Source organism: Streptosporangium carneum, from assembly GCF_027922005.1.
GTDB lineage: Bacteria > Actinomycetota > Actinomycetes > Streptosporangiales > Streptosporangiaceae > Streptosporangium > Streptosporangium carneum.
On sequence record NZ_BSEV01000004.1, the window covers coordinates 261,430 to 278,836 of the forward strand.

Sequence of the window (17,407 nt, forward strand, 5' to 3'; positions counted from 1 at the left end):
AAGGGATTATGACTCATAGAGTTGAGCGTCTCGGGGATCATCCGCCGGAAAGGGGCGCGAGTGGATCCGATCGTGGTGGCAGCGGGAACAGCGGTGATCTCCGCGATGGCCACCAGCGTGTGGGAGACGGTTCGGGACGCGGTGGTCGCGCTGTGGCGCCGGCTCCACCCCGACAAAGCAGAGCAGATCGGCGAGGACTTAGAGGTGGTCCGGGCCGAGATAGTGCAGGCCCGCAGTAGCGGCGACGTCAGTGCCGAGCAGGCCCTGGCGGGAGAGTGGCAGAGCAAACTGCAGCGCTTGGTCAGGAACGACCCGGCGCTGGCCCACGAGGTCCAGCGGCTCCTGGAAGAGCACCTTGTGCCTGCTCTGGCCGCTGACGAGCAGACCCGCATCCGGACGATCATCCAGACTGCGCACGCCACCGATCACAGCACGATTTACCAGGCAGGGGGAGACATCACCACCCACCTGCCCCCGACGTCATGACCGGGCCCGCTGAACCCGCCGGCCGACCTGAGAGCGAGCCCGGCAGCAACCGCGAACGTCAGGCGGACGTCCACCGTGCCCAGCACGCGCAGGCAGCCGAGGGCAGCACGATCGTCCAAGCGCTGGGTGACATCCACCTGACCCAGCAACTGTCCGACACGCCCCCGCCGCCTGAGGCGATGCGGACCCTGGTCTTGGACGTGCCCGACTTCACCGGCCGCGGTCGCGAACTGGCGCAACTGCTGGCAGGCGTGAGCGGCGTGGTGGCGGTGCATGCGGTGAACGGAATGGCAGGGGTCGGCAAGACCGCGCTGATCCGCCGCGCCGCGCGACTGCTGGCTGACCGGTTCCCCGACGGGCAACTGTTCGTCGACCTGCACGCCCACACTCCGGGACAGACCCCGGCCGACCCGGCTGCGGTGCTCGCCTCCCTGCTGGACAAGACCGGACTGGACCCCCGGCACTTGCCCGCTGACCTGGAGGACCGAGCCGCGCGGTGGCGCGACCGCATCGCCGGCCGCAAAGTCCTGCTTGTCCTGGACGACGCCGTATCGCCCGCGCAGGTGCGGCCGCTGCTGCCTGGGCCGGGTGACTGTCTGGTGCTGATCACCAGCCGCGGTCGCCTGGACGTGGAAGAAGCCGAGCACCTCGCTTTACCGATCCTGCCTGCCGACGAGGCGGTGGAGTTGTTCATCCGGGTCTGCCGCCGTACCCCGGTCCCAGCCGAGATCGGGGCGGTCGAGGAGATCGTGCGGCGGTGCGGGTTCCTGCCGCTGGCCATCGTGCTGCTGGCCCGCCGGCTGATCCATCGCCCGGCCTGGAGCGTCGCCCACCTGGCCGACATCTTCACCACCGCCGCCGACCGGCTTGCCGTACTCCGGTCCGGAGACCGTCCCGGAGACCTGGCGGTCGCCGCCGCGTTCGAGATGTCCTACCGCGACCTCACCTCCGCACGGCAGCGGCTGTTTCGCCTCCTGGGCCTGCATCCCGGCCTTGACTTCGACGCTCACGCCGCCGCCGCCCTGGCCGGCATCTCGCTCGCCCAGGCTCACGAGGACTTGGACGCCCTGTACCTGGACCACCTCCTGATCGAGACCCCCGCCTCGCCCGGCCGATACGAACTGCACGACCTGCTCCGTGAATACGCCCGCACCCTCGCCGGCCGTCACGACGGCGAGCAGGACCGTGGCCAGGCCCTCGAACGGCTTCTGGACCACTACCAGCGCACCGCCCAGACCGCTGAGCACCACCTGGCCAACTACACCCGCCCCGGCGCGCCTCCGGCTCCCGATGCGGCGATGACCGCGGGCCCGGATCTGCCTGACCGGGCCGCCGCCCTGGGCTGGATGCGCACCGAACGCGCCAACCTGCTCGCCTGCATCGACCACGCCACCAGGAATGACCTGTACGGTCGCGTCATCTGGCTGACGGCCGCGATGGCCGCCTTCCTTCACCTCGAAGGCCCCTGGGCCCAGGCCGCGGCTCTTCACCAGGTCGCGATCGCAGCCGCCCAGCACGAACACGACTCTCCAGGCGAGGCCAGTGCCCTCAGGGACCTGGGCCGAATCCGCGAGCAGAGCGGGGACTACGCGGTGGCCATCGGGCTGTTGGAGCGGGCGCTGACCGTCTACCGGGAGATCGGCGACCACCTGGGGGAGGCCAACGTCCTCAACGAACTGGGTTATCTACGCCAGCAGACCGGGGACATCGCGGCGACCGCCAGGCTGTTGGAGCGGGCGCTGACCATCTACCGGGAGATCGGCGACAGCCTGGGGGAGGCCAACGTCCTCAACGAACTGGGTTATCTGCGTCGGCAGAGCGGGGACTACGCGGCGGCCACCGAACTGCTGGAGCAGGCGCTGACCATCTACCAACAGCTCGGCCACCGTGTGGGTGAAGCCGATGTCCTCAACGAGCTGGGTTACCAGCGTCGACAGAGCGGAGACCATGCGGCGGCCACCGAACTGCTGGAGCAGGCGCTGGCCATCTACCAACAGCTCGGCCATCGTGTGGGTGAGGCCAACGTCCTCAATGATCTGGGTTACCAGCGCCAGCAGAGCGGGGACTACGCGGCGGCCACCGAACTGCTGGAGCAGGCGCTGACTGTCTACCAGCAGTTCGACATCCCTGTCGGGGAGGCCAACGTTCTCAACGACCTGGGCCGCATTCACCTCATGACCGGCGACCATCCCGCGGCCACCGAACTGCTGGAGCGGGCGCTGTCGCTGTTCCGGCAGATCGGCGGCCGCCTCGGGGAGGCCAACGTTCTCAACGACCTGGGCCGCGTCCACCTCATGACCGGCGACCATCCCGCGGCCACCGAACTGCTGGAGCGGGCGCTGTCGCTGTTCCGGCAGATCGGCGATCCACAAGGCGAAGCCGCGGCCCTGAACAACATGGGCGCGCTCGTGGCGAACTCAGCCGGTCCGCAGGAGGCGGTACCCGTGTTTGAGCAGGCATTGCGCCTGACACGTCAGATCAGTAGTCCATTGGACGAGGCGCACGCACTTGAGGGAATCGCCCGGTGCGCCGTCCGTACTGGCGACCGGGAGGCCGCGATCACCCGTCTGGGCGAGGCAGTGGCGATCTACCGGCGGCTCGGAAGCCCCGAGGCTGCGGCAGCCGCCGCGTACCTGGCAACGTTATAGGAGGCACCCATGAGCCTGGCGGCCCGACATGGGACGTCAGCGTACGTGGCCGGGGCCCATCCCGGTGAAAAGGGCGTCGAGAATCCGGTCGACATACTCATGGGTCAGTTGTTCCTGAGTGATCAGGAACTGGAAGTACAGCGGGCCGGACAGGATCGCCATCGCCAGGTCGAGGTCGAAGGCGGGTGACAGTTGGCCCTGGTCGCGGGCCGTCTTCAACCGGGCGACGGTCTTGTCCGCCTGCGGGGCGATGAAGCGCTCGTTGAGCGCGGCGGCGATCCGGGGTTCGTGCTGGGCCTCGCCGATCAGGGCCTTGAACAAGGGGCCGAAGGGTGGCCTGGCCAGCAGGTCAACGGCCGAGTGGATCTGGGCGCGCAGGTCGGCGACGATGTCGCCGGTGTCGGGGTAGTCCAGGTCTGGCTCGTTCAGCGACAGCAGCGAGTCGAGCAGTAGGGCTCCCTTGGATGACCATCGGCGGTAGATGGTCTGCTTGCTGGCGCCCGCACGGGCCGCGACCGCCTCGATGCTCAGTTTGGCGTAGCCGATCTCCTGGCCGAGCTCCAGCGTGATCCGCATGATGGCCTCGGTCCGGTCAGCGCCGCGACGGTGGGGCGTGTCGGTCATGCCAACACCTTATCGGTACGGAACGTTCCGTACTTGACATCAGAAGCCCGACATGGACATCATCTTATCGGTACGATACGTTCCGTACCGATAAGAACGACCAGGTCGAAGCCCACCCCCGAGGACTACAAGCGGGTGTGCCCTACCTCAGCGCGCACGACGTCAAGGCGACGAGGCCCGACGTTCTTCAACGCGCCCTCGCCACCTCATCGGAAAGAGGACGATTTCGTGATGCCCGTTCCGTCCCGCCCCAGCTCGTTCGCCGGCTGGCTCAGCGCCCATGCCGTCCCGCTCACCCACCTCGACCCGGAGGCGGCGCTGGATGAGCTGGAGCCGCTGCGCGAGCTCATCGGGGCGGCCCGTGTCGTCGCGATCGGTGAGAACTCCCACTTCATCGTCGAGTTCTCGCTCATGCGCCAGCGCATCCTGCGGTTCCTGGCCGAACGTTGCGGTTTCACCGTCCTGGCCTTCGAGTACGGCTTCAGCGAAGGCTTCCCGCTGGACGCCTGGGCCCAGGGCGAGGGTCTCGACGATGAGCTGCAGGCCCGGCTCGCCGCGGCGATCCCGGTCGGGGTCGATGAGCCGCTGCGCTGGATGCGCCGGCACAACGCCTCAGCCGGGGTGCCGGTGCGTTTCGCCGGGATCGACGTCCCGGCGGCCGGTGGGTCCCTGCTTCCCGCGCTGACCCCGGTCGCCGACTACCTGTGCGAGGTTGATCCCGAGGCCCTCCCGATGATCCAGGAGGCGATCCGGATCGCCGGGTCGTTCGCCGGCGCCTCCGCGGCCTCGGCCGCGCCGGCCTGGACCCGCCTGGCCGCCGCTTCGCCATCGACAACGTCGCGCTGCAGTCGCCCGAGCCGGGCAGCATCGAGGCCGCCTTGCCGAGGCCGGGCTCGGGCTCAGCGTCGCCGACCTCCGCAAGGCGCACGAGACCACCGGCCCCGACCGCATCCGGATCCAGAGCGCCTACGTGCACACGCCCGTCCTGGAGGCGTTTGACGGCATCCTCAACACCCCGACCTCCACCGTCGCCGACATCGAGAACTGAGATGCGACACGTCACGATCCCACCCCGGGCAGGTCGCCGACGGTCCGGCACCACGAGGTCAGCGGGACGCCGCCCACTGCCGTACCGCTCAGACCGTGGTGGACGCGCATCGAGACCGAGGACGTCATCGTCCAAGCCGCGCAGGAAACCGTCAGCGCAGGCACAGAATCGGCGGAACGGCGCGTGACGACATGCGCGTATTGCGGACAACGACAGATTGTGAGAGAAGCGACCGATGAAGAACGCCGATGTGATCATTGTGGGAGCCGGACCGGCTGGCCTCATGCTGGCGAATGAACTGAGCTTGGCCGGGGTGCGACCGCTGGTGCTGGAGCGGTACCCCCACCGCCGCGACACCCCGAAGGCCGGAGGTCTCGGCGGGCAGATCCTGGAGCTGCTGCGCTACCGGGGCCTGCTGGAACGCTTCCAAGCGGCCTGCACCGGCCCCGTCCCGGCGCCCCGGTTCCCGTTCGGCGGGGTGCATCTGGACTTCACCCGGCTGGCGGATCCGCCGCTGCACGCGCTGCCGCTGCCGCAGCAGCAGCTGGAGCGGCTGCTCGACGAACACGCCGGTGAGCTCGGCGTGGACGTCCGGCGCGGGCACGAGGTGATCGGGGTGAACCAGGACGACGCCGCGGTGACGGTGGACGTGCGGGGCCCGGACGGCCCGTACCAGGTGAACGCCCGCTACCTGGTGGGATGCGACGGCGCGCGCAGCCGGGTCCGGGACTGGGCCGGCATTCCGTTCCCCGGCATCACCTATCCGGAGGTCAACCGGCTGGGCCAGGTCACGCTGCCCGACTCGGTGACCGTGCTCGGCAACGGCGATCTCGACGTTCCCGGCTTCGGCACGATCCGCACGGGTTTCACCCGCACGGACCAGGGCCTGCTCGGCGTCGGCTCCTCACCCGGCGCCCAGAGCGTCTCCCTCTACACCATCGAGGACGAGACCACCGAGTACGACGACGACGTCCCGATGACTCTGACCGAACTGCAGGACAGCATCCGCCGCGTGCTCGGCGCGCACCTGCCCCTGGCCGGATCGACGCGGCTGTCGCGCTTCACCTTCAAGGCCCGCCAGGCCGAGCGTTACCGTGTCGGGCGCGTCATGGTGGCCGGTGACGCGGCGCATCTGTTCCCCGCCACCGGAGTGGCGCTCAACTCCGGCATGCTGGACGCGGTCAACCTCGCCTGGAAGCTGGCCGCCGACCTGCACGGCTGGGCGCCGCCCGGGCTGCTGGACACCTACCACGACGAACGCCACCTCGCCGGTGCCCGCACCATGCTGCACACCCGCGCCCAGGTGGCACTGCGGCGCGGGCACGACGCGGCCGCCGAAGCGCTCCGCGAGATGTTCCAGGAACTGCTCGCCGACGAGCAGCCGTTGCGCCGCATGGGAGCCATGGTCGCCGGCGCCGACATCCGCTACCCGATGCCCGGCACGAACCCCCACCCCCTGGCGGGCACCTTCGCGCCCGACCTCGCCCTGCACACCGACCAGGGAATCACCGGCGTCGCCGAACTCCTGCACCCCGCCCGGCCCATCCTCCTCGACCTCGCCGACCGCCCCGACCTTCGTGAGGCCGTCCGCGACTGGAGGCAGCGCGTCGACGTTCACACCGCCAAGACCGGCCGGCGACCAGCCGACGCCCTGCTGATCCGCCCGGACGCTCACATCGCCTGGGCAGCACCCGTCGACGAACCCGCCGGCACCGCCACGCCGGCGCTACGCGAAGCGCTCTCCAGCTGGTTCGGCACACCCTGATGTGGATCAGGCATCGGCCGGGTGCGGCACAGGCGGCCTGACGGTGCCCGGCGAGCTCCGTGGCGGGTGGAGTGCGCGGAACGCCCAGGGCGGCGCGGGTGGGGATATGACCTGTAGGCCTGCACGTTGGCTGCCGGAACAGGACCGCCTTCACCGATCGCGCTGTCCCGGCAGCCAACTGTTGCTGAACTAGCGGATGCGGTAGCCGCTGACCCAGCTGCCAATCGAGCTGTAGCCGGTGTTGTCGACGACGATCGCCCCCCGGTGCAGTCGGCGTTGTCCCACAACTCCACCAGGTGACTGCTCTCGGTACGGGCGGAATTGATCTTGTCGTTCCAGCCGGAGCCGACGTAATAGCACTGGCTGACGTCCCCGTTGAGCCAGGTGTCCGGGCCTGAGAAGCCCGTGTCGTCGAAGACGTGGATGCCAGTGACCAGCAGGGCGGTGTCGGTGGAGGACGCCTGGGCCGGACCGGTCGCCAGGACAGGCGCCAGCACGACTGCGGCGCCGATGACGCTGAGGAGTCTCAGCTTGACGGCCTTCGTTCGCTGCAACATGGACAGCTCTTCTTTGCTTCTTTTTCTTACTTATCTGACATCTCATTGATAACAGGGAGTCGGTTGGTGGATCACTCCTCCAGTTCGGGTTATCTGAATGTCTTTGTCGGGATATATGACTACCGTTGACGATGGTTAGCGGCTGACGACCGCGCTTGGACGGGCCATGCTGGCGACGGCTGCGCAATGACCGCGAATCCAGCGAAGTACCGTCTGACCTGTGCTGACGAAGATGTCGTAGAAGCCGGGGCTAACGCCGCGGCGTGGCGCCGAGGAGACCATGACGTCAGGGGCGGTCAGTAGGCGGTGGGTGCGATGGATCGGGTGTGTGCTGAACGGAGGAGCGGCGAAGTGTCCTATGTGATCACCGTGTACGGGCCGGACGACGGTTCCGGCGAATGCGCGGAGCTCTACGAAGCAGCCATGGGCGGGCACGGAATCGTGATCGAGCACTGGGCGAAGCCCGCGCAGCGGCTCGGGCTTGCGTTTCTGTCCCAGCTGCCCGGCGAGGACCTCACCGTACGGCACGAGCAGCTGACCGCCTTTTCGGAGGAACTGGACGCGCTCGCTCGCCACTGGACCAGCACCCCGCCGAACGAGAGGACCATCTCAACCTCGGCGGGCGGCCATCTGTACGAGACGCCTCTCCTCGTCCATCTCCTCCACCGGCTCTCACTGGTGCGCGCCGCTGTCCGAATCGCCGAACTGTCGGGCGGACACCTGTACATCTGATGACAACGAGCTGAGATCGGACCTCAAAAACCTGGCAGGAGAGTCGCCCCAGCACCTGCGGTAGCCGGGCTGTCACGGTCACCAGCGGCGGGACCGTCTCGTTGCCCGGCTTGCGCCGGTTCCTTGATGTCGTCGGGGCCTACGTCGACGGGAAACCCGTCGGGCTGGGCAGCGCGGGCTCCCGGTTGCTGGGCGGCAGGGGCGGGCGTCGCGGGCGGCCACTGCGGTATCGATGGCGGGACGGATTGGCACGACGGGGGCGCTCATGGCATCACGCCTTCTTATCCACTGAGTTCTGTCCTGGGCTCCGAGGACCCGGTGACGGCGTTATCCACTGAGTGTTGGACCACTTCTTCACCCAGCTCGGACTCGGCCCCGCCGTCGTCCGCCGCGACGACGCCCCCAAGCTCGCGCCCCGCGCCCTGGACGCCCGCCAGTAGAAGCGCTACCTGCGCCCCCTCGCCCGCGACCACGCCATCGGCCGGCTGCTGTTCTACTCCGGCGTCCGGATCGCCGAGCTCGTCGCTCTGGACGACGACATCCCGCTCTCGGCGCGTAAAGGCAAGGTCATCGTCCGCTCCGGCAAGGGCGAGATCTCCCGCGAGATCCCGCTCTTGGACGGCACCGCAATCTCGCCCACCAAGGACGTTGCCATACCCGCACCAGACATCTACGCTATTTCGTAAATATGGAATAGCGTAGGAGGATGCGATGAGCGAGGACAAACTCGCCGAATTAGAGCGCCGGATCGCCCACCTGGAGAGTCGAGTCGACACCGCTGCCCCACGACGCCTCCCGAAGTCGCCGTCCCTCACCACGGCAGCCACCAGCATGCTCCGCCAGGCGAAGGAGGAGAACAGGCTCGGGACGGTGGGCTATGTCGGAGCAGCACGGCTGGCCGGCGGCGAGAACCTCTGGGACAGGCAGCTTTCTCTCGCCGAGTTGCTGTCGGCCGATTGGGCGCCAGTGGCCGCCATCCTGGAGTCCCTGGGCAGCCAGCCGCGGCTGGCGCTGCTCGCCGCGCTCGTACAACAGGGCCGGTGCACCAGCACCGACCTCCAAGAGTCCCTCGGCGGAGACGGCGAGCAGACCACGAGCGGCCAGCTCTATCACCACCTGCGCGCGCTACAGAGCGCCAGGCTGATCACACAACGGAGGCGCGGCGAGTACGAGCTGGCACCTCAGGCCACGATCCAGGTCCTCACCATCCTCGCCGCCGCGTTCGACCTGGCCAACGACCCCCCGCTGGGCCCACCAGCCGATCTCCCCAACCCGGAATGACCAAGCAGGCACCAACTGGACCGCGGCCCGGCGCGTCCAGGAACCCGTGCTCACGCGGCGTCAACGTGAAGTACTTGTTCAGCTCCTCACGCCCAATGTCAGGGAACGACCGTAGACGCTCCAACTGCTCATCAGACAGGAACCGCGTCGACATCAACCATCCCGGACGTCACAGAACACACGAACCATGACGAACCGTAGCTGAGGAGATCAACAACCGTCCTAAAAACCTCAGTAACCGCAGTTCAGAGTCGTATCCGTTGGATTTTCGCTGTTTGCTCCGGGGACCCCTTCATCCACCGGACGGGACGCAGCCGTACGGTTCACCCCAATGCCGCGGTCCTGACCGTCGATGTCGGCAAGGCGGTCGTCGGCTCGCTAGGCGTCGAGGTATCGGTAGCGGTCGTCGCCGGGAGTGATGGAGACCTGGCCGCCACGGATCTGCCATTCGGTCATGCCGTTGACCTCGTGGGTGACGAAGAACAGGCCGGTAACGCGGTCGCCGTCGGCGTCGGCGGGCGGAATCCGTGCGATCTCCCGTACTTGCTCAAGGAACCCGTCTATTGCCGACTCGCGCATGTCGGCGCCGAAGAAGACGTAGCCGGTCCCGTCGCCGCTGCCGGCGCGTTGCCAGGCGACCGCGACGCTGATGTGGATACCGCCATCTCATGGGAGGTTCACGAGTCGGTCTTCAGCGAGCAGCGGGCATCCGAGAGCTTATAGATCGTTTCCCAGGCTGGTGCACCTCGAGGCGGGCAACCGCGAGAACGAAGATCTTCCAGCGGCGGGGATCGCGACCTGAGGCCGTTCCACTCCAGTGGCTAGGCGTCAGCCCGGAGATTGTGCAGGTTTCGTCGAGATTCCGTACACGGCGTGGTCGCGGCACTGCGCTGCTGTCATATCTCGGTGGCGCCTCACCGATGGGATCCGCGATGCCCGCTCGTTCGCTTGTGCTGCTGGCCGCCTCGCTCTGCGCGGGCGGTCTCGCGGCTCTGGTGTACTTCCGCGGCTTCGACCTGGTGCTCCTGAGGGAGCATCTGAACCATCCGTTCGCGCTCGGCGCGCTGGCCTGCCTCCTGATGGCGTTGGCCGCCTTCGGGCTGCGGTGGATATGGCTACGCGTCGTGATCGTCGTCCTTGCCGGACTGGGCGCGAGTGCCGCGCTGTTCGGGGGAGGGCTCGCTCTTGCGTTCACCTCTGTCGAGGAGGTCGGCTTCGTCGACGGGCCGGCCCCGTACAGGATTCGACTTCAGCGGTCGCTGGCGGGTCTCGGGCCGGACACGGTGATGTGGCTCAGCGTCCGCAGGGACGGCGGGTTGCTCAGCAGGGAGTGGGATCTCGGCTGCTTCAACGGCGATATCCCTGATGACGCCTTCGACTCGGTCAAGTGGACGGGGCCGAGTTCGGTTGAGATCCGGGTGACCGACGGGCGAACGTTTCCCGTGGCCTTGGACCCCGCTTCGGGCCGACCCCGGACCACCGCCCTCAATTGTTAAAGGATCAGCCGTGCACCACCGGGGACTTCTCCGACCACCGGCCGTGCCGGGCGATCGCCGAGACCGGCACCCCCGCTTTCGCCGCGCCGGGGTCAGGCAGCCCCGTCCTTCGTGCCGTCCCGGGGAGTTCTCCTGGTCGAGGTGCTGATGTCCAGCCATGCGACGATGTGCCGCACGTAGCTGTCGGCGTTCGCCAGAGGTCTGCCGTCCAGCGCCGCAACAAGATGGGTCACCCCGAACGTCCGGTCCCAGACCCGGGCGCGCCGGTAGGTGGCGCCGTCGACGGCCTTGCGGAGGTTGTCCCAGCCGTGCAGCCATCCCATGGTGGCGGCGTCGACAGCCGGGTCGAACAGATGAGCCCGGTCCCAGTCCAAGACACCGATCAGCGTGCCGTCGCCGCTCCAGTGGATGTTGTCCGCGCCGAGATCGCCGTGGACGAGACGGTCCGGGACCTCCTCCAGGGCCAGCGCGTCGTCCAGGCGTCGCCGACCTTCTTCGCGCCACCTGCCGGGCAGGCGCGGGATGACCTCTTCGGCCAGGATGTCGGCCCAGTGATGGCCGCCGGTGCGGGTGCGCGGCGTGCTCAGTACGGCTCGCAGCCGAGAGGTGACGGCAAGCTCCCGTAGAGCCCGAAGAAGCTCGCCGATCCTCACTGGATCACCCACGCCGTCGGGCAGTCCGGCGCCGTCGAGCCAGGAGACGGCGACCGCGGCGCGTGCTCCGAACGTCGTCACCGGCGTCAGCGGCTCGGGCACCGCGAACGGCAGTCCGGCCGCCGCGATCGCCCGCAGCACTTCGGTCCGCCGCGGCAGGGCCTGCGCCCCTGACGGCCGTCGGCTGACTCGCACCGCCGCGACCCCCGGGAGCAGGACGACGTCGTGGATCCCGCCACGGACGAACCGCGCCGCTTTCAACGAGGTTCCGGGCAGGAGGGCCTTGGCCATCTCCAGCAGCTCGCCGGGTACCTGGTCACTCACCAAGCTCATCTTTCCTCGTTGACGGCCGGGGCCGCGTTCGAAAGCAGCTCGCCGCGCCGGGCCAGGTCAGACTGTCGCGTCCGCCGTACCGTCCCCGCGGCCGTCGCCCGTGTCTTCGAGCCGTAAAGGGGGGCTGTTCTGGAAACTTCTTTCGAAGACGGAGACCATGACCTGGCCCGCCGCTGTCTTCAGGCCACAGAAGAACTGCTCGGGCATCCGTCGGAATTCATGCGAGAAGTTGTCGAAGAGAAGAAGGCGGCTTGGAACGAACGCCCCTCATCTCCTGTGATTGGTAGAATTCGAGGGTGCATGATGACAAACTCCACTTCGAGGTGCTCAAGAGGTCGCGCAAGCCCCTGTCGGCCGGTGACCTGTTCACTTTCCGGGTGAAGACGCGCGGACATTTCTTCGGGCGCGTGATCATCCCTTCCATGCCCGGAGATCATCCGCTTACCGAGGCTTCTTGCCTGCTGTACATCTATGAATTCGAGAGTTCCAGCACGTCCATCGACTTCGAGACGATCGGCGTGCGGTCTTTTCTGATACCGCCGGTCTTCACCAATCGCAGACCGTGGACGATGGGATATTTTCAGACCCTCGCCAATGTCCCGCCAGGCGAACAAGACGTCCTTGGTCAACACTGCTTTTGGGATGTGCCGTTCCGCAGGTATGTGGATGAAATGCGTCGACCAATACAAGGAAAAATTGAACCTTGCGGCATGTTCGGCTTGGCCAGCTATTCGGGCATCAGCAGTGAGGTCGGGGCGGCTCTCGGCCTGCCTACGCTCGAAGGGCCAGAAGACTATTGACTCTTCAAGGCGCGGGTCAGCTCCTGAGGTTCGAGCTTGGGTCGAGACCGGTCAGGCCGGCGGTGGCAGCCCACAGGTGCGCCGCGAGCACGGTGTCGGCCAGGTGACCTTGGACGGGTTCGAGAACGGGCAGGCCGCGGATCCCGAACACCCGGGGCCCCCAAAGCTGGCCACCGCGCACGGAGGGGTCGAGGACGGCCCGGACGGCGGGCCAGGCGGCGGCCTCCTTGCTTTGCAGGAGAAGGCCGGCGGGCAGGCCGCGCAGCCGTTCGCCGCCGGTTCGGATGTGGACCGGCGGACGCGGGGGAGTGAGGGAGTCGAGTGCGCCGCCGGGATGGGTGACCACGCTCAGCGTCGCGCTGCCGGCGGCGCGCAGGCGGCGATCGAGTTCGAAGCCGAAGAGCATCTGCGCGAGTTTGGATCGTGCGTAGGTACGCTTCGGCCGGTAGTCGCGCGTGCTTTGCAGATCGTCAAGGTCCAGGCTCTCGGACTTCGCCGTGAAGCTGCCGGTGGTGACGACACGGCTCGCGGGTGTGGCCGTCAGCAGGGGGGCGAGCCATGAGATCAGCGCGAAGTGCCCCAGGTGGTTGGTGGCGAACATCAGCTCGTTGCCGTCCCTGGTCTCGCGCCGTGGCGGCTGGTCGAGCAGCACTCCGGCGTTGCAGACGACCGCGTCCAGTCTTTCCAGTCCCAGAGCGTCCGCGGAGGCTTTGAGTGAGGGAAGGTCTGCGAGATCCAGGCGGATGTGACGGACGTGCGCGCCGGGGACGCGGGTGCGGATCGAGACCTGTGCGGCCTCGGCCTTGGCGGGGGCACGGCTGGCGATGACGACGGTGGCGCCGGTGCCGGCGAGCTGTTCGGCGACGAAGTATCCGATGCCCGCGTTGCCGCCGGTGACGAGGAAGTTCTTGCCCTCGGCGCGCGGCAGGCGTCGTACGTCCCAGGGGGCTGAACTGCGGAGGGGGGACATGGTCCGGCTCCTTACAAATCTAAACTGACTCTGAAACTGTAATCATTATAGATTCAGATGCGTTTCAGGTTGCGATACGGTGTGGACATGCCGACGACGGGGCGCCGCGAGCGCAAGAAGGCACAGACTCGCCGGGCGTTGTCGGAGGCCGCGTTGCGGCTCTTCTGCGAGCACGGGTACGACGGCGTCACCGTCGCTCAGATCGCCGACGAGGCCGACGTCTCAATCGCCACCCTTTTCGCGCACGTGCCGGACGGCAAGGAAGCGCTGATCTTCGACGACGGCGCCGAACGACCCGTCTGGCTGGCCGCCGCGGTCCGCGATCGGCCCCCCGGTCAGTCAGTGCTGCAATCCCTGCGCCGCTGCATGGCAGCCCGGGGCCCCTTCACCAACGATCTCCCGCCCGAACTTCGGCGCAAGCGCGACCTGATCGTCAGCACGCCCGCCTTGCGGGAATACTCGCGCAAGCTCTGGATAGCCGGCGAGGGAACCCTGGCCGAGGCGATCGCCACCGAGAGCGGTCGCGCCCCCTCCGACATGACCGTCCGCGCTCTGGCCCGCTATGTCCTGGAGATTCCCGGACTCGCGGGCACGGAGCCGGACCCTTTGGCCGCGCTGAACGCCGTCTTCGACCTTCTCGAATCCGGCTGGCCCGAGTCACCCGAAGAAGTGACGGATCGCCCGGGGTGAGGAACCGCGCGCGGAGAAGTGCGTAACCGCAGGTCAGAGACAACTTCGTTGACTTTTCATCGGATGCCGGTTCATGGCGCCGTGACGTTCGTCGTCGCCAGGCTCATCGTCCGTGGGAATCCGCGGTGCCGGGCGGGGCGTCCCAGAACCGGCCGGTGCAGTCAACATCAGCGATCGGCTCCAGCCCCAGCGGCGGGGCATCCGCTCCTGGCGTTCCCTCCGGCCTGCCACTGAGTCCCTCACGGACGCCCTCGACCCAGCTGACCAGCCCTCGCGCTGAGCATGCGGTGGCGTGTCAGTGGCCGCGTCAGGACGGCGACGGCCCGGTATCAGAGCGGTCGGCGATGGTGGACGCCATGACCGGTTCGGCGATTGCGGCCTCAAAAGCCGGGGGCGCTCTCCTCGGGGCGACTCGACCCGAGCGATTCAGGCCCCTGGGCACCGAGAGGACCGCGTCCCACCGTTCATCCGTTCAATCGAATTCGTCACAGATCTAAAGGAGCACACCACCATGTCCGTCACCCTTACCGACCAGGACAAGCTCACCCTGCGGACCGCCGCGTGGGGCGCCGTCTCACTGATGTCCGCCGCCGGTGCCGCCGGCTCGGCCCACAAGGTCGCCACCGAAGGCTCCATCGCCCTGACCTCCGCGACCGGCCTGGTCGGGCACGTGCTCACCAAGGCGCCCAAGGGCGTGAAATACGGCAAGTCCGTAGCCGACCTCGCCGACCAGGTGCTGCCGGCCCTGACGGCAGCCATGAGCCTGCTCGAGCAGCAGGATCCGGCGGAGGCCGGAAACTTCCGCAGCACCGTCGTCGTCGCCGTCGAAGCAGCCGCCCGGACCCACCAGGGCCAGCCCAGCCCCACCCTGGTCGAGATGGCCCGCAAGATCACCGAGGCCCTCGACGCCGCCTGACGGCATGCCGACCCGCGCAGCCACAGCTTGCACGGGGCCCTCGCCGGGCCCCGTGACACGGCGGCACGGCGGGCGTGGATGCCATGACCGGTTCGGCGACTGCGGCCTCAAGGGCCGGGGGCGCTCTCCTCGGGGCGACTCGACCCGAGCGACCCAGGCCTCTGGGCATCGAAAGGACCGCGTCCCACCGTTCATCCGTTCAATCAAATTCGTCACAGATCCAAAGGAGCACACCACCATGTCCGTCCCCCTTACCGACCAGGATGAGTTCACCCCGCGAACCGGGCAGGACCGTCCGGAGCTGCAGAGGGCCATCCAGGAGATCGTCGACTCCGGTTTCACCGGGGTGCAGTTGCGCGTGCACGATGAGCGAGGCGAGTGGGTCGGCAGCGCCGGGGTGCGCAGGCTGGGCGAGACCGCGAAGCCGCCGACGAACGGGCACTTCCGGATAGGCAGCAACACCAAGACCTTCACCGCGACCCTGGTGCTGCAACTGGTGGCCGAGGGCAAGATCGGGTTGGACGACCCGGCGGCCGATCACCTGCCCGAGTTCGGGCTGGACCGGCGGATCACGGTGCGGATGCTGCTGCAGCACACCAGTGGGGTGTTCAACTTCACCGGCGAGTACTACGACGACGGGACGGTCGTACCGGGGATCTGCTGGGCGGGCAGGGAGTGGGTGGACAACCGGTTCAAGACCTACCGGCCGCAGGAGCTGGTGCGGCTGGCGTTGTCCAAGCCGCCGCGGTTCGAGCCGGGGGCGGACTGGAGTTATTCCAACACCAACTACGTGCTGGCCAGGCTGCTGATCGAGAAGGTCACCGGCCGCTCGCTCGCCGAGGAGATGCAGCGGCTGATCCTGGGGCCGCTCGGGCTGTCCGGCACCGTGGCGCCGGACACCCAGCCGGAGATCCCCGAGCCGCACGCCCACGCCTACTACCGGTATGAGGACGCCGGCCGGCAGAAGACGGTCGACGTCAGCCGCCAGAACCCCTCCTGGATCTCCAGCGGCGGTGACATGATCTCGACCACCCAGGACCTCCACACGTTCATCTCCGCGCTGATGGGCGGCAGGCTCCTGCCTGCCCCGCTGCTGGCCGAGATGTGCACGCCGCATCCCAAGGCCGGCTACGGCCTGGGGGTGTTCGTGCAGGAGGCGGGTCCGGACGGCGGTACCGTCATCACCCACAACGGCGGCATCTCGGGTTACGCGGCGCTGATGTACAGCACGCCCGACGGCGGCAAGACCCTGACCGCCTCGCTGACCTATGTGGACGACGCCGAGATGTCCCTGGCGGGGGGGTTCCAGAAGACGCTGCAGAGGCTCGTCAAGGAGGTGTTCTGCGGCGGGCAGGCCGAGTCGGCTGAGGTGGCCGAGCCGGGGCGGTAGACAGGGCTGAGCAGCGTGGACCCGTACGCCTTCCGCTCGGCGCGGCTGACCGCCGTTCAGGAGGAGCTGACCAGGTCGTGAGCGGCCTCGGTGAAGGCGCGGACCCGGGCGGTGGCGCGGTCGGCCCGCCACAGCAGGCCCCATCGCAGTGGCGGGGCGTCGCTGATGGGGATGTAGGCGACGTCGGGGCGGGCGTAGTAGCGCCTGGCATGGGCGCCGACGGGGAAGGCGCCGTGGCCGGCGCCGATGAGCGTGAGCATCTCGTTGAGCGTCGAGGCCGAGGTGCCGGGCTCGATCGGCCGTCCCGCGGGTGTGGTGCGCGGGGTGCGGTCCTCGCGCAGTGAGAGGGGCAGGGTGTCCGGTAGCTGGAGCAGCTTCACCCGGGCCAGGTCGTCGAGCGAGACCGACGTGCGGCGGGCGAACGGATGCTGGGACGGCACGGCGAGCATCCGCTTTTCGGACACCAGCACCGGGCCGGTGACGATGTCCGGCTCGTCGACGGGGAACGTGCCCAGCGCGAGATCGACCTGGCCGTCGCGCAGCCAGGGCATCAGATCGACCATCTGCGCCTCGCGGAGCCGGACGTCGCAGTCGGGCAGGCGCCGGCGGAACACCTCGGCGGCCCCGGCGAGCAACTGCCCGGCCGCCGCGCCGACGAAGGCCACCCGCAGTGTGCCGGTCAGACCCCGGCCGGCGTCGACGGCCTGCGCGAACGCGGCGGCGATCTGCTCCCAGGCGGGCCGTACCCCGTCGTACAGTTGCCGCCCGACCTCGGTCAACTCCACCCTGCGGCTGGTACGGGTGAACAACGGCGCCCCGGTCCGGCGCTCCAGCTTGGCGATCGTCTGGCTGATCCGAGCGGTGGACACCCGCAGGCGCTCGGCGGTGTGGCCGAAGTGCAACTCCTCGGCCAGGGTCAGAAACGCCTCCAGCTCGTGCCGCTCCAGCATGCCACCCCCAGATCGTTAACTCCCGCTTCACGATCTTCGCACAGGGCCGCATTGATCGGTCACTCGCC

General features: G+C 68.2%; 16 protein-coding genes and 1 pseudogene. 11 read left to right on the plus strand and 6 right to left on the minus strand.

The window, feature by feature from the left end:
• Positions 1 to 60: 60 nt before the first annotated feature.
• Positions 61 to 486 (plus strand): hypothetical protein, encoded by a 426-nt coding sequence (locus PKF00_RS12865; RefSeq protein WP_271217681.1) that lies wholly within the window; start codon positions 61 to 63, stop codon positions 484 to 486.
• Positions 483 to 3,134 carry an ATP-binding protein gene (locus tag PKF00_RS12870; RefSeq protein ID WP_271217682.1) on the plus strand — a complete coding sequence of 884 codons (2,652 nt, stop codon included), beginning with the start codon at positions 483 to 485 and terminating at the stop codon, positions 3,132 to 3,134. Before PKF00_RS12865 ends, PKF00_RS12870 begins: the two co-directional genes overlap by 4 nt.
• 36 nt (positions 3,135 to 3,170) lie before the next feature.
• Here PKF00_RS12870 and PKF00_RS12875 read toward each other — a convergent pair whose 3' ends face one another.
• Positions 3,171 to 3,758 carry a TetR/AcrR family transcriptional regulator gene (locus PKF00_RS12875; protein ID WP_271217683.1) on the minus strand — a complete coding sequence of 196 codons (588 nt, stop codon included), beginning with the start codon at positions 3,756 to 3,758 and terminating at the stop codon, positions 3,171 to 3,173.
• Between the two features lie 231 nt (positions 3,759 to 3,989).
• On the opposite strand from PKF00_RS12875, the gene PKF00_RS12880 reads away from it, so the two are divergent.
• Positions 3,990 to 4,757, plus strand: a complete 768-nt coding sequence (locus PKF00_RS12880) for an erythromycin esterase family protein (protein ID WP_271217684.1) — start codon at positions 3,990 to 3,992, stop codon at positions 4,755 to 4,757.
• 284 nt (positions 4,758 to 5,041) lie between these two features.
• The gene (locus PKF00_RS12885; RefSeq protein WP_271217685.1) at positions 5,042 to 6,571 is read left to right on the plus strand and encodes an FAD-dependent monooxygenase; all 1,530 of its coding nucleotides are present in this window, start codon (positions 5,042 to 5,044) and stop codon (positions 6,569 to 6,571) included.
• A 317-nt stretch (positions 6,572 to 6,888) separates the two neighbouring features.
• On the opposite strand, the pseudogene PKF00_RS44665 reads toward PKF00_RS12885, so the two are convergent.
• Positions 6,889 to 7,128, minus strand: a pseudogene (locus PKF00_RS44665) (hypothetical protein); the annotation flags it as partial.
• 351 nt (positions 7,129 to 7,479) lie between these two features.
• On the opposite strand from PKF00_RS44665, the gene PKF00_RS12890 reads away from it, so the two are divergent.
• Both PKF00_RS12890 and PKF00_RS12895 read left to right on the plus strand, forming a co-directional pair.
• Positions 7,480 to 7,860, plus strand: a complete 381-nt coding sequence (locus tag PKF00_RS12890; RefSeq protein WP_271217686.1) for a hypothetical protein — start codon at positions 7,480 to 7,482, stop codon at positions 7,858 to 7,860.
• Between the two features lie 711 nt (positions 7,861 to 8,571).
• Positions 8,572 to 9,141 carry an ArsR/SmtB family transcription factor gene (locus PKF00_RS12895; RefSeq protein ID WP_271217687.1) on the plus strand — a complete coding sequence of 190 codons (570 nt, stop codon included), beginning with the start codon at positions 8,572 to 8,574 and terminating at the stop codon, positions 9,139 to 9,141.
• Between the two features lie 378 nt (positions 9,142 to 9,519).
• Here PKF00_RS12895 and PKF00_RS12900 read toward each other — a convergent pair whose 3' ends face one another.
• Positions 9,520 to 9,720 carry a hypothetical protein gene (locus PKF00_RS12900; protein WP_271217688.1) on the minus strand — a complete coding sequence of 67 codons (201 nt, stop codon included), beginning with the start codon at positions 9,718 to 9,720 and terminating at the stop codon, positions 9,520 to 9,522.
• A gap of 353 nt (positions 9,721 to 10,073) precedes the next feature.
• On the opposite strand from PKF00_RS12900, the gene PKF00_RS12905 reads away from it, so the two are divergent.
• Positions 10,074 to 10,637: a hypothetical protein gene (locus PKF00_RS12905; RefSeq protein ID WP_271217689.1), complete on the plus strand. Its 564-nt coding sequence runs from the start codon at positions 10,074 to 10,076 to the stop codon at positions 10,635 to 10,637.
• A gap of 92 nt (positions 10,638 to 10,729) precedes the next feature.
• Here the strand turns inward: PKF00_RS12905 and PKF00_RS12910 are convergent, their stop codons facing one another.
• Positions 10,730 to 11,614, minus strand: coding sequence for a phosphotransferase family protein (locus tag PKF00_RS12910; protein ID WP_425582162.1), 885 nt, complete (start codon positions 11,612 to 11,614; stop codon positions 10,730 to 10,732).
• A gap of 305 nt (positions 11,615 to 11,919) precedes the next feature.
• Here PKF00_RS12910 and PKF00_RS12915 point away from each other — a divergent pair, with 305 nt between their 5' ends.
• Complete coding sequence (locus tag PKF00_RS12915; RefSeq protein ID WP_271217691.1) at positions 11,920 to 12,423, plus strand: Imm26 family immunity protein; 504 nt, start codon at positions 11,920 to 11,922, stop codon at positions 12,421 to 12,423.
• Between the two features lie 16 nt (positions 12,424 to 12,439).
• On the opposite strand, the gene PKF00_RS12920 is transcribed toward PKF00_RS12915, so the two are convergent.
• A complete protein-coding gene (locus PKF00_RS12920; RefSeq protein WP_271217692.1) occupies positions 12,440 to 13,393 on the minus strand; it encodes an SDR family NAD(P)-dependent oxidoreductase in 954 nt (317 codons plus the stop codon).
• An 87-nt stretch (positions 13,394 to 13,480) separates the two neighbouring features.
• Between PKF00_RS12920 and PKF00_RS12925 the strand changes: the two genes are divergently transcribed.
• From PKF00_RS12925 to PKF00_RS12935, 3 genes are all read left to right on the plus strand, one after another.
• A complete protein-coding gene (locus PKF00_RS12925) occupies positions 13,481 to 14,083 on the plus strand; it encodes a TetR/AcrR family transcriptional regulator (protein ID WP_271217693.1) in 603 nt (200 codons plus the stop codon).
• 511 nt (positions 14,084 to 14,594) lie between these two features.
• Positions 14,595 to 14,999: a hypothetical protein gene (locus PKF00_RS12930; RefSeq protein ID WP_271217694.1), complete on the plus strand. Its 405-nt coding sequence runs from the start codon at positions 14,595 to 14,597 to the stop codon at positions 14,997 to 14,999.
• Between the two features lie 238 nt (positions 15,000 to 15,237).
• The gene (locus tag PKF00_RS12935; RefSeq protein WP_271217695.1) at positions 15,238 to 16,389 is read left to right on the plus strand and encodes a serine hydrolase domain-containing protein; all 1,152 of its coding nucleotides are present in this window, start codon (positions 15,238 to 15,240) and stop codon (positions 16,387 to 16,389) included.
• A 56-nt stretch (positions 16,390 to 16,445) separates the two neighbouring features.
• Here the strand turns inward: PKF00_RS12935 and PKF00_RS12940 are convergent, their stop codons facing one another.
• On the minus strand, positions 16,446 to 17,339 hold the full coding sequence (locus PKF00_RS12940) for a LysR family transcriptional regulator (protein WP_271217696.1): 894 nt from the start codon (positions 17,337 to 17,339) through the stop codon (positions 16,446 to 16,448).
• Between the last annotated feature and the right edge of the window lie 68 nt (positions 17,340 to 17,407).

Excerpts from the sequence above, each read along its gene's own strand:
- PKF00_RS12870 (WP_271217682.1), top strand. The coding sequence starts at position 483 with ATGACCGGGCCCGCTGAACCCGCCGGCCGACCTGAGAGCGAGCCCGGC.
- PKF00_RS12875 (WP_271217683.1), bottom strand. The coding sequence starts at position 3,758 with ATGACCGACACGCCCCACCGTCGCGGCGCTGACCGGACCGAGGCCATC.
- PKF00_RS12880 (WP_271217684.1), top strand. The coding sequence starts at position 3,990 with ATGCCCGTTCCGTCCCGCCCCAGCTCGTTCGCCGGCTGGCTCAGCGCC.
- PKF00_RS12885 (WP_271217685.1), top strand. The coding sequence starts at position 5,042 with ATGAAGAACGCCGATGTGATCATTGTGGGAGCCGGACCGGCTGGCCTC.
- PKF00_RS12895 (WP_271217687.1), top strand. The coding sequence starts at position 8,572 with ATGAGCGAGGACAAACTCGCCGAATTAGAGCGCCGGATCGCCCACCTG.
- PKF00_RS12900 (WP_271217688.1), bottom strand. The coding sequence starts at position 9,720 with ATGCGCGAGTCGGCAATAGACGGGTTCCTTGAGCAAGTACGGGAGATC.
- PKF00_RS12905 (WP_271217689.1), top strand. The coding sequence starts at position 10,074 with ATGCCCGCTCGTTCGCTTGTGCTGCTGGCCGCCTCGCTCTGCGCGGGC.
- PKF00_RS12920 (WP_271217692.1), bottom strand. The coding sequence starts at position 13,393 with ATGTCCCCCCTCCGCAGTTCAGCCCCCTGGGACGTACGACGCCTGCCG.
- PKF00_RS12925 (WP_271217693.1), top strand. The coding sequence starts at position 13,481 with ATGCCGACGACGGGGCGCCGCGAGCGCAAGAAGGCACAGACTCGCCGG.
- PKF00_RS12930 (WP_271217694.1), top strand. The coding sequence starts at position 14,595 with ATGTCCGTCACCCTTACCGACCAGGACAAGCTCACCCTGCGGACCGCC.
- PKF00_RS12935 (WP_271217695.1), top strand. The coding sequence starts at position 15,238 with ATGTCCGTCCCCCTTACCGACCAGGATGAGTTCACCCCGCGAACCGGG.
- PKF00_RS12940 (WP_271217696.1), bottom strand. The coding sequence starts at position 17,339 with ATGCTGGAGCGGCACGAGCTGGAGGCGTTTCTGACCCTGGCCGAGGAG.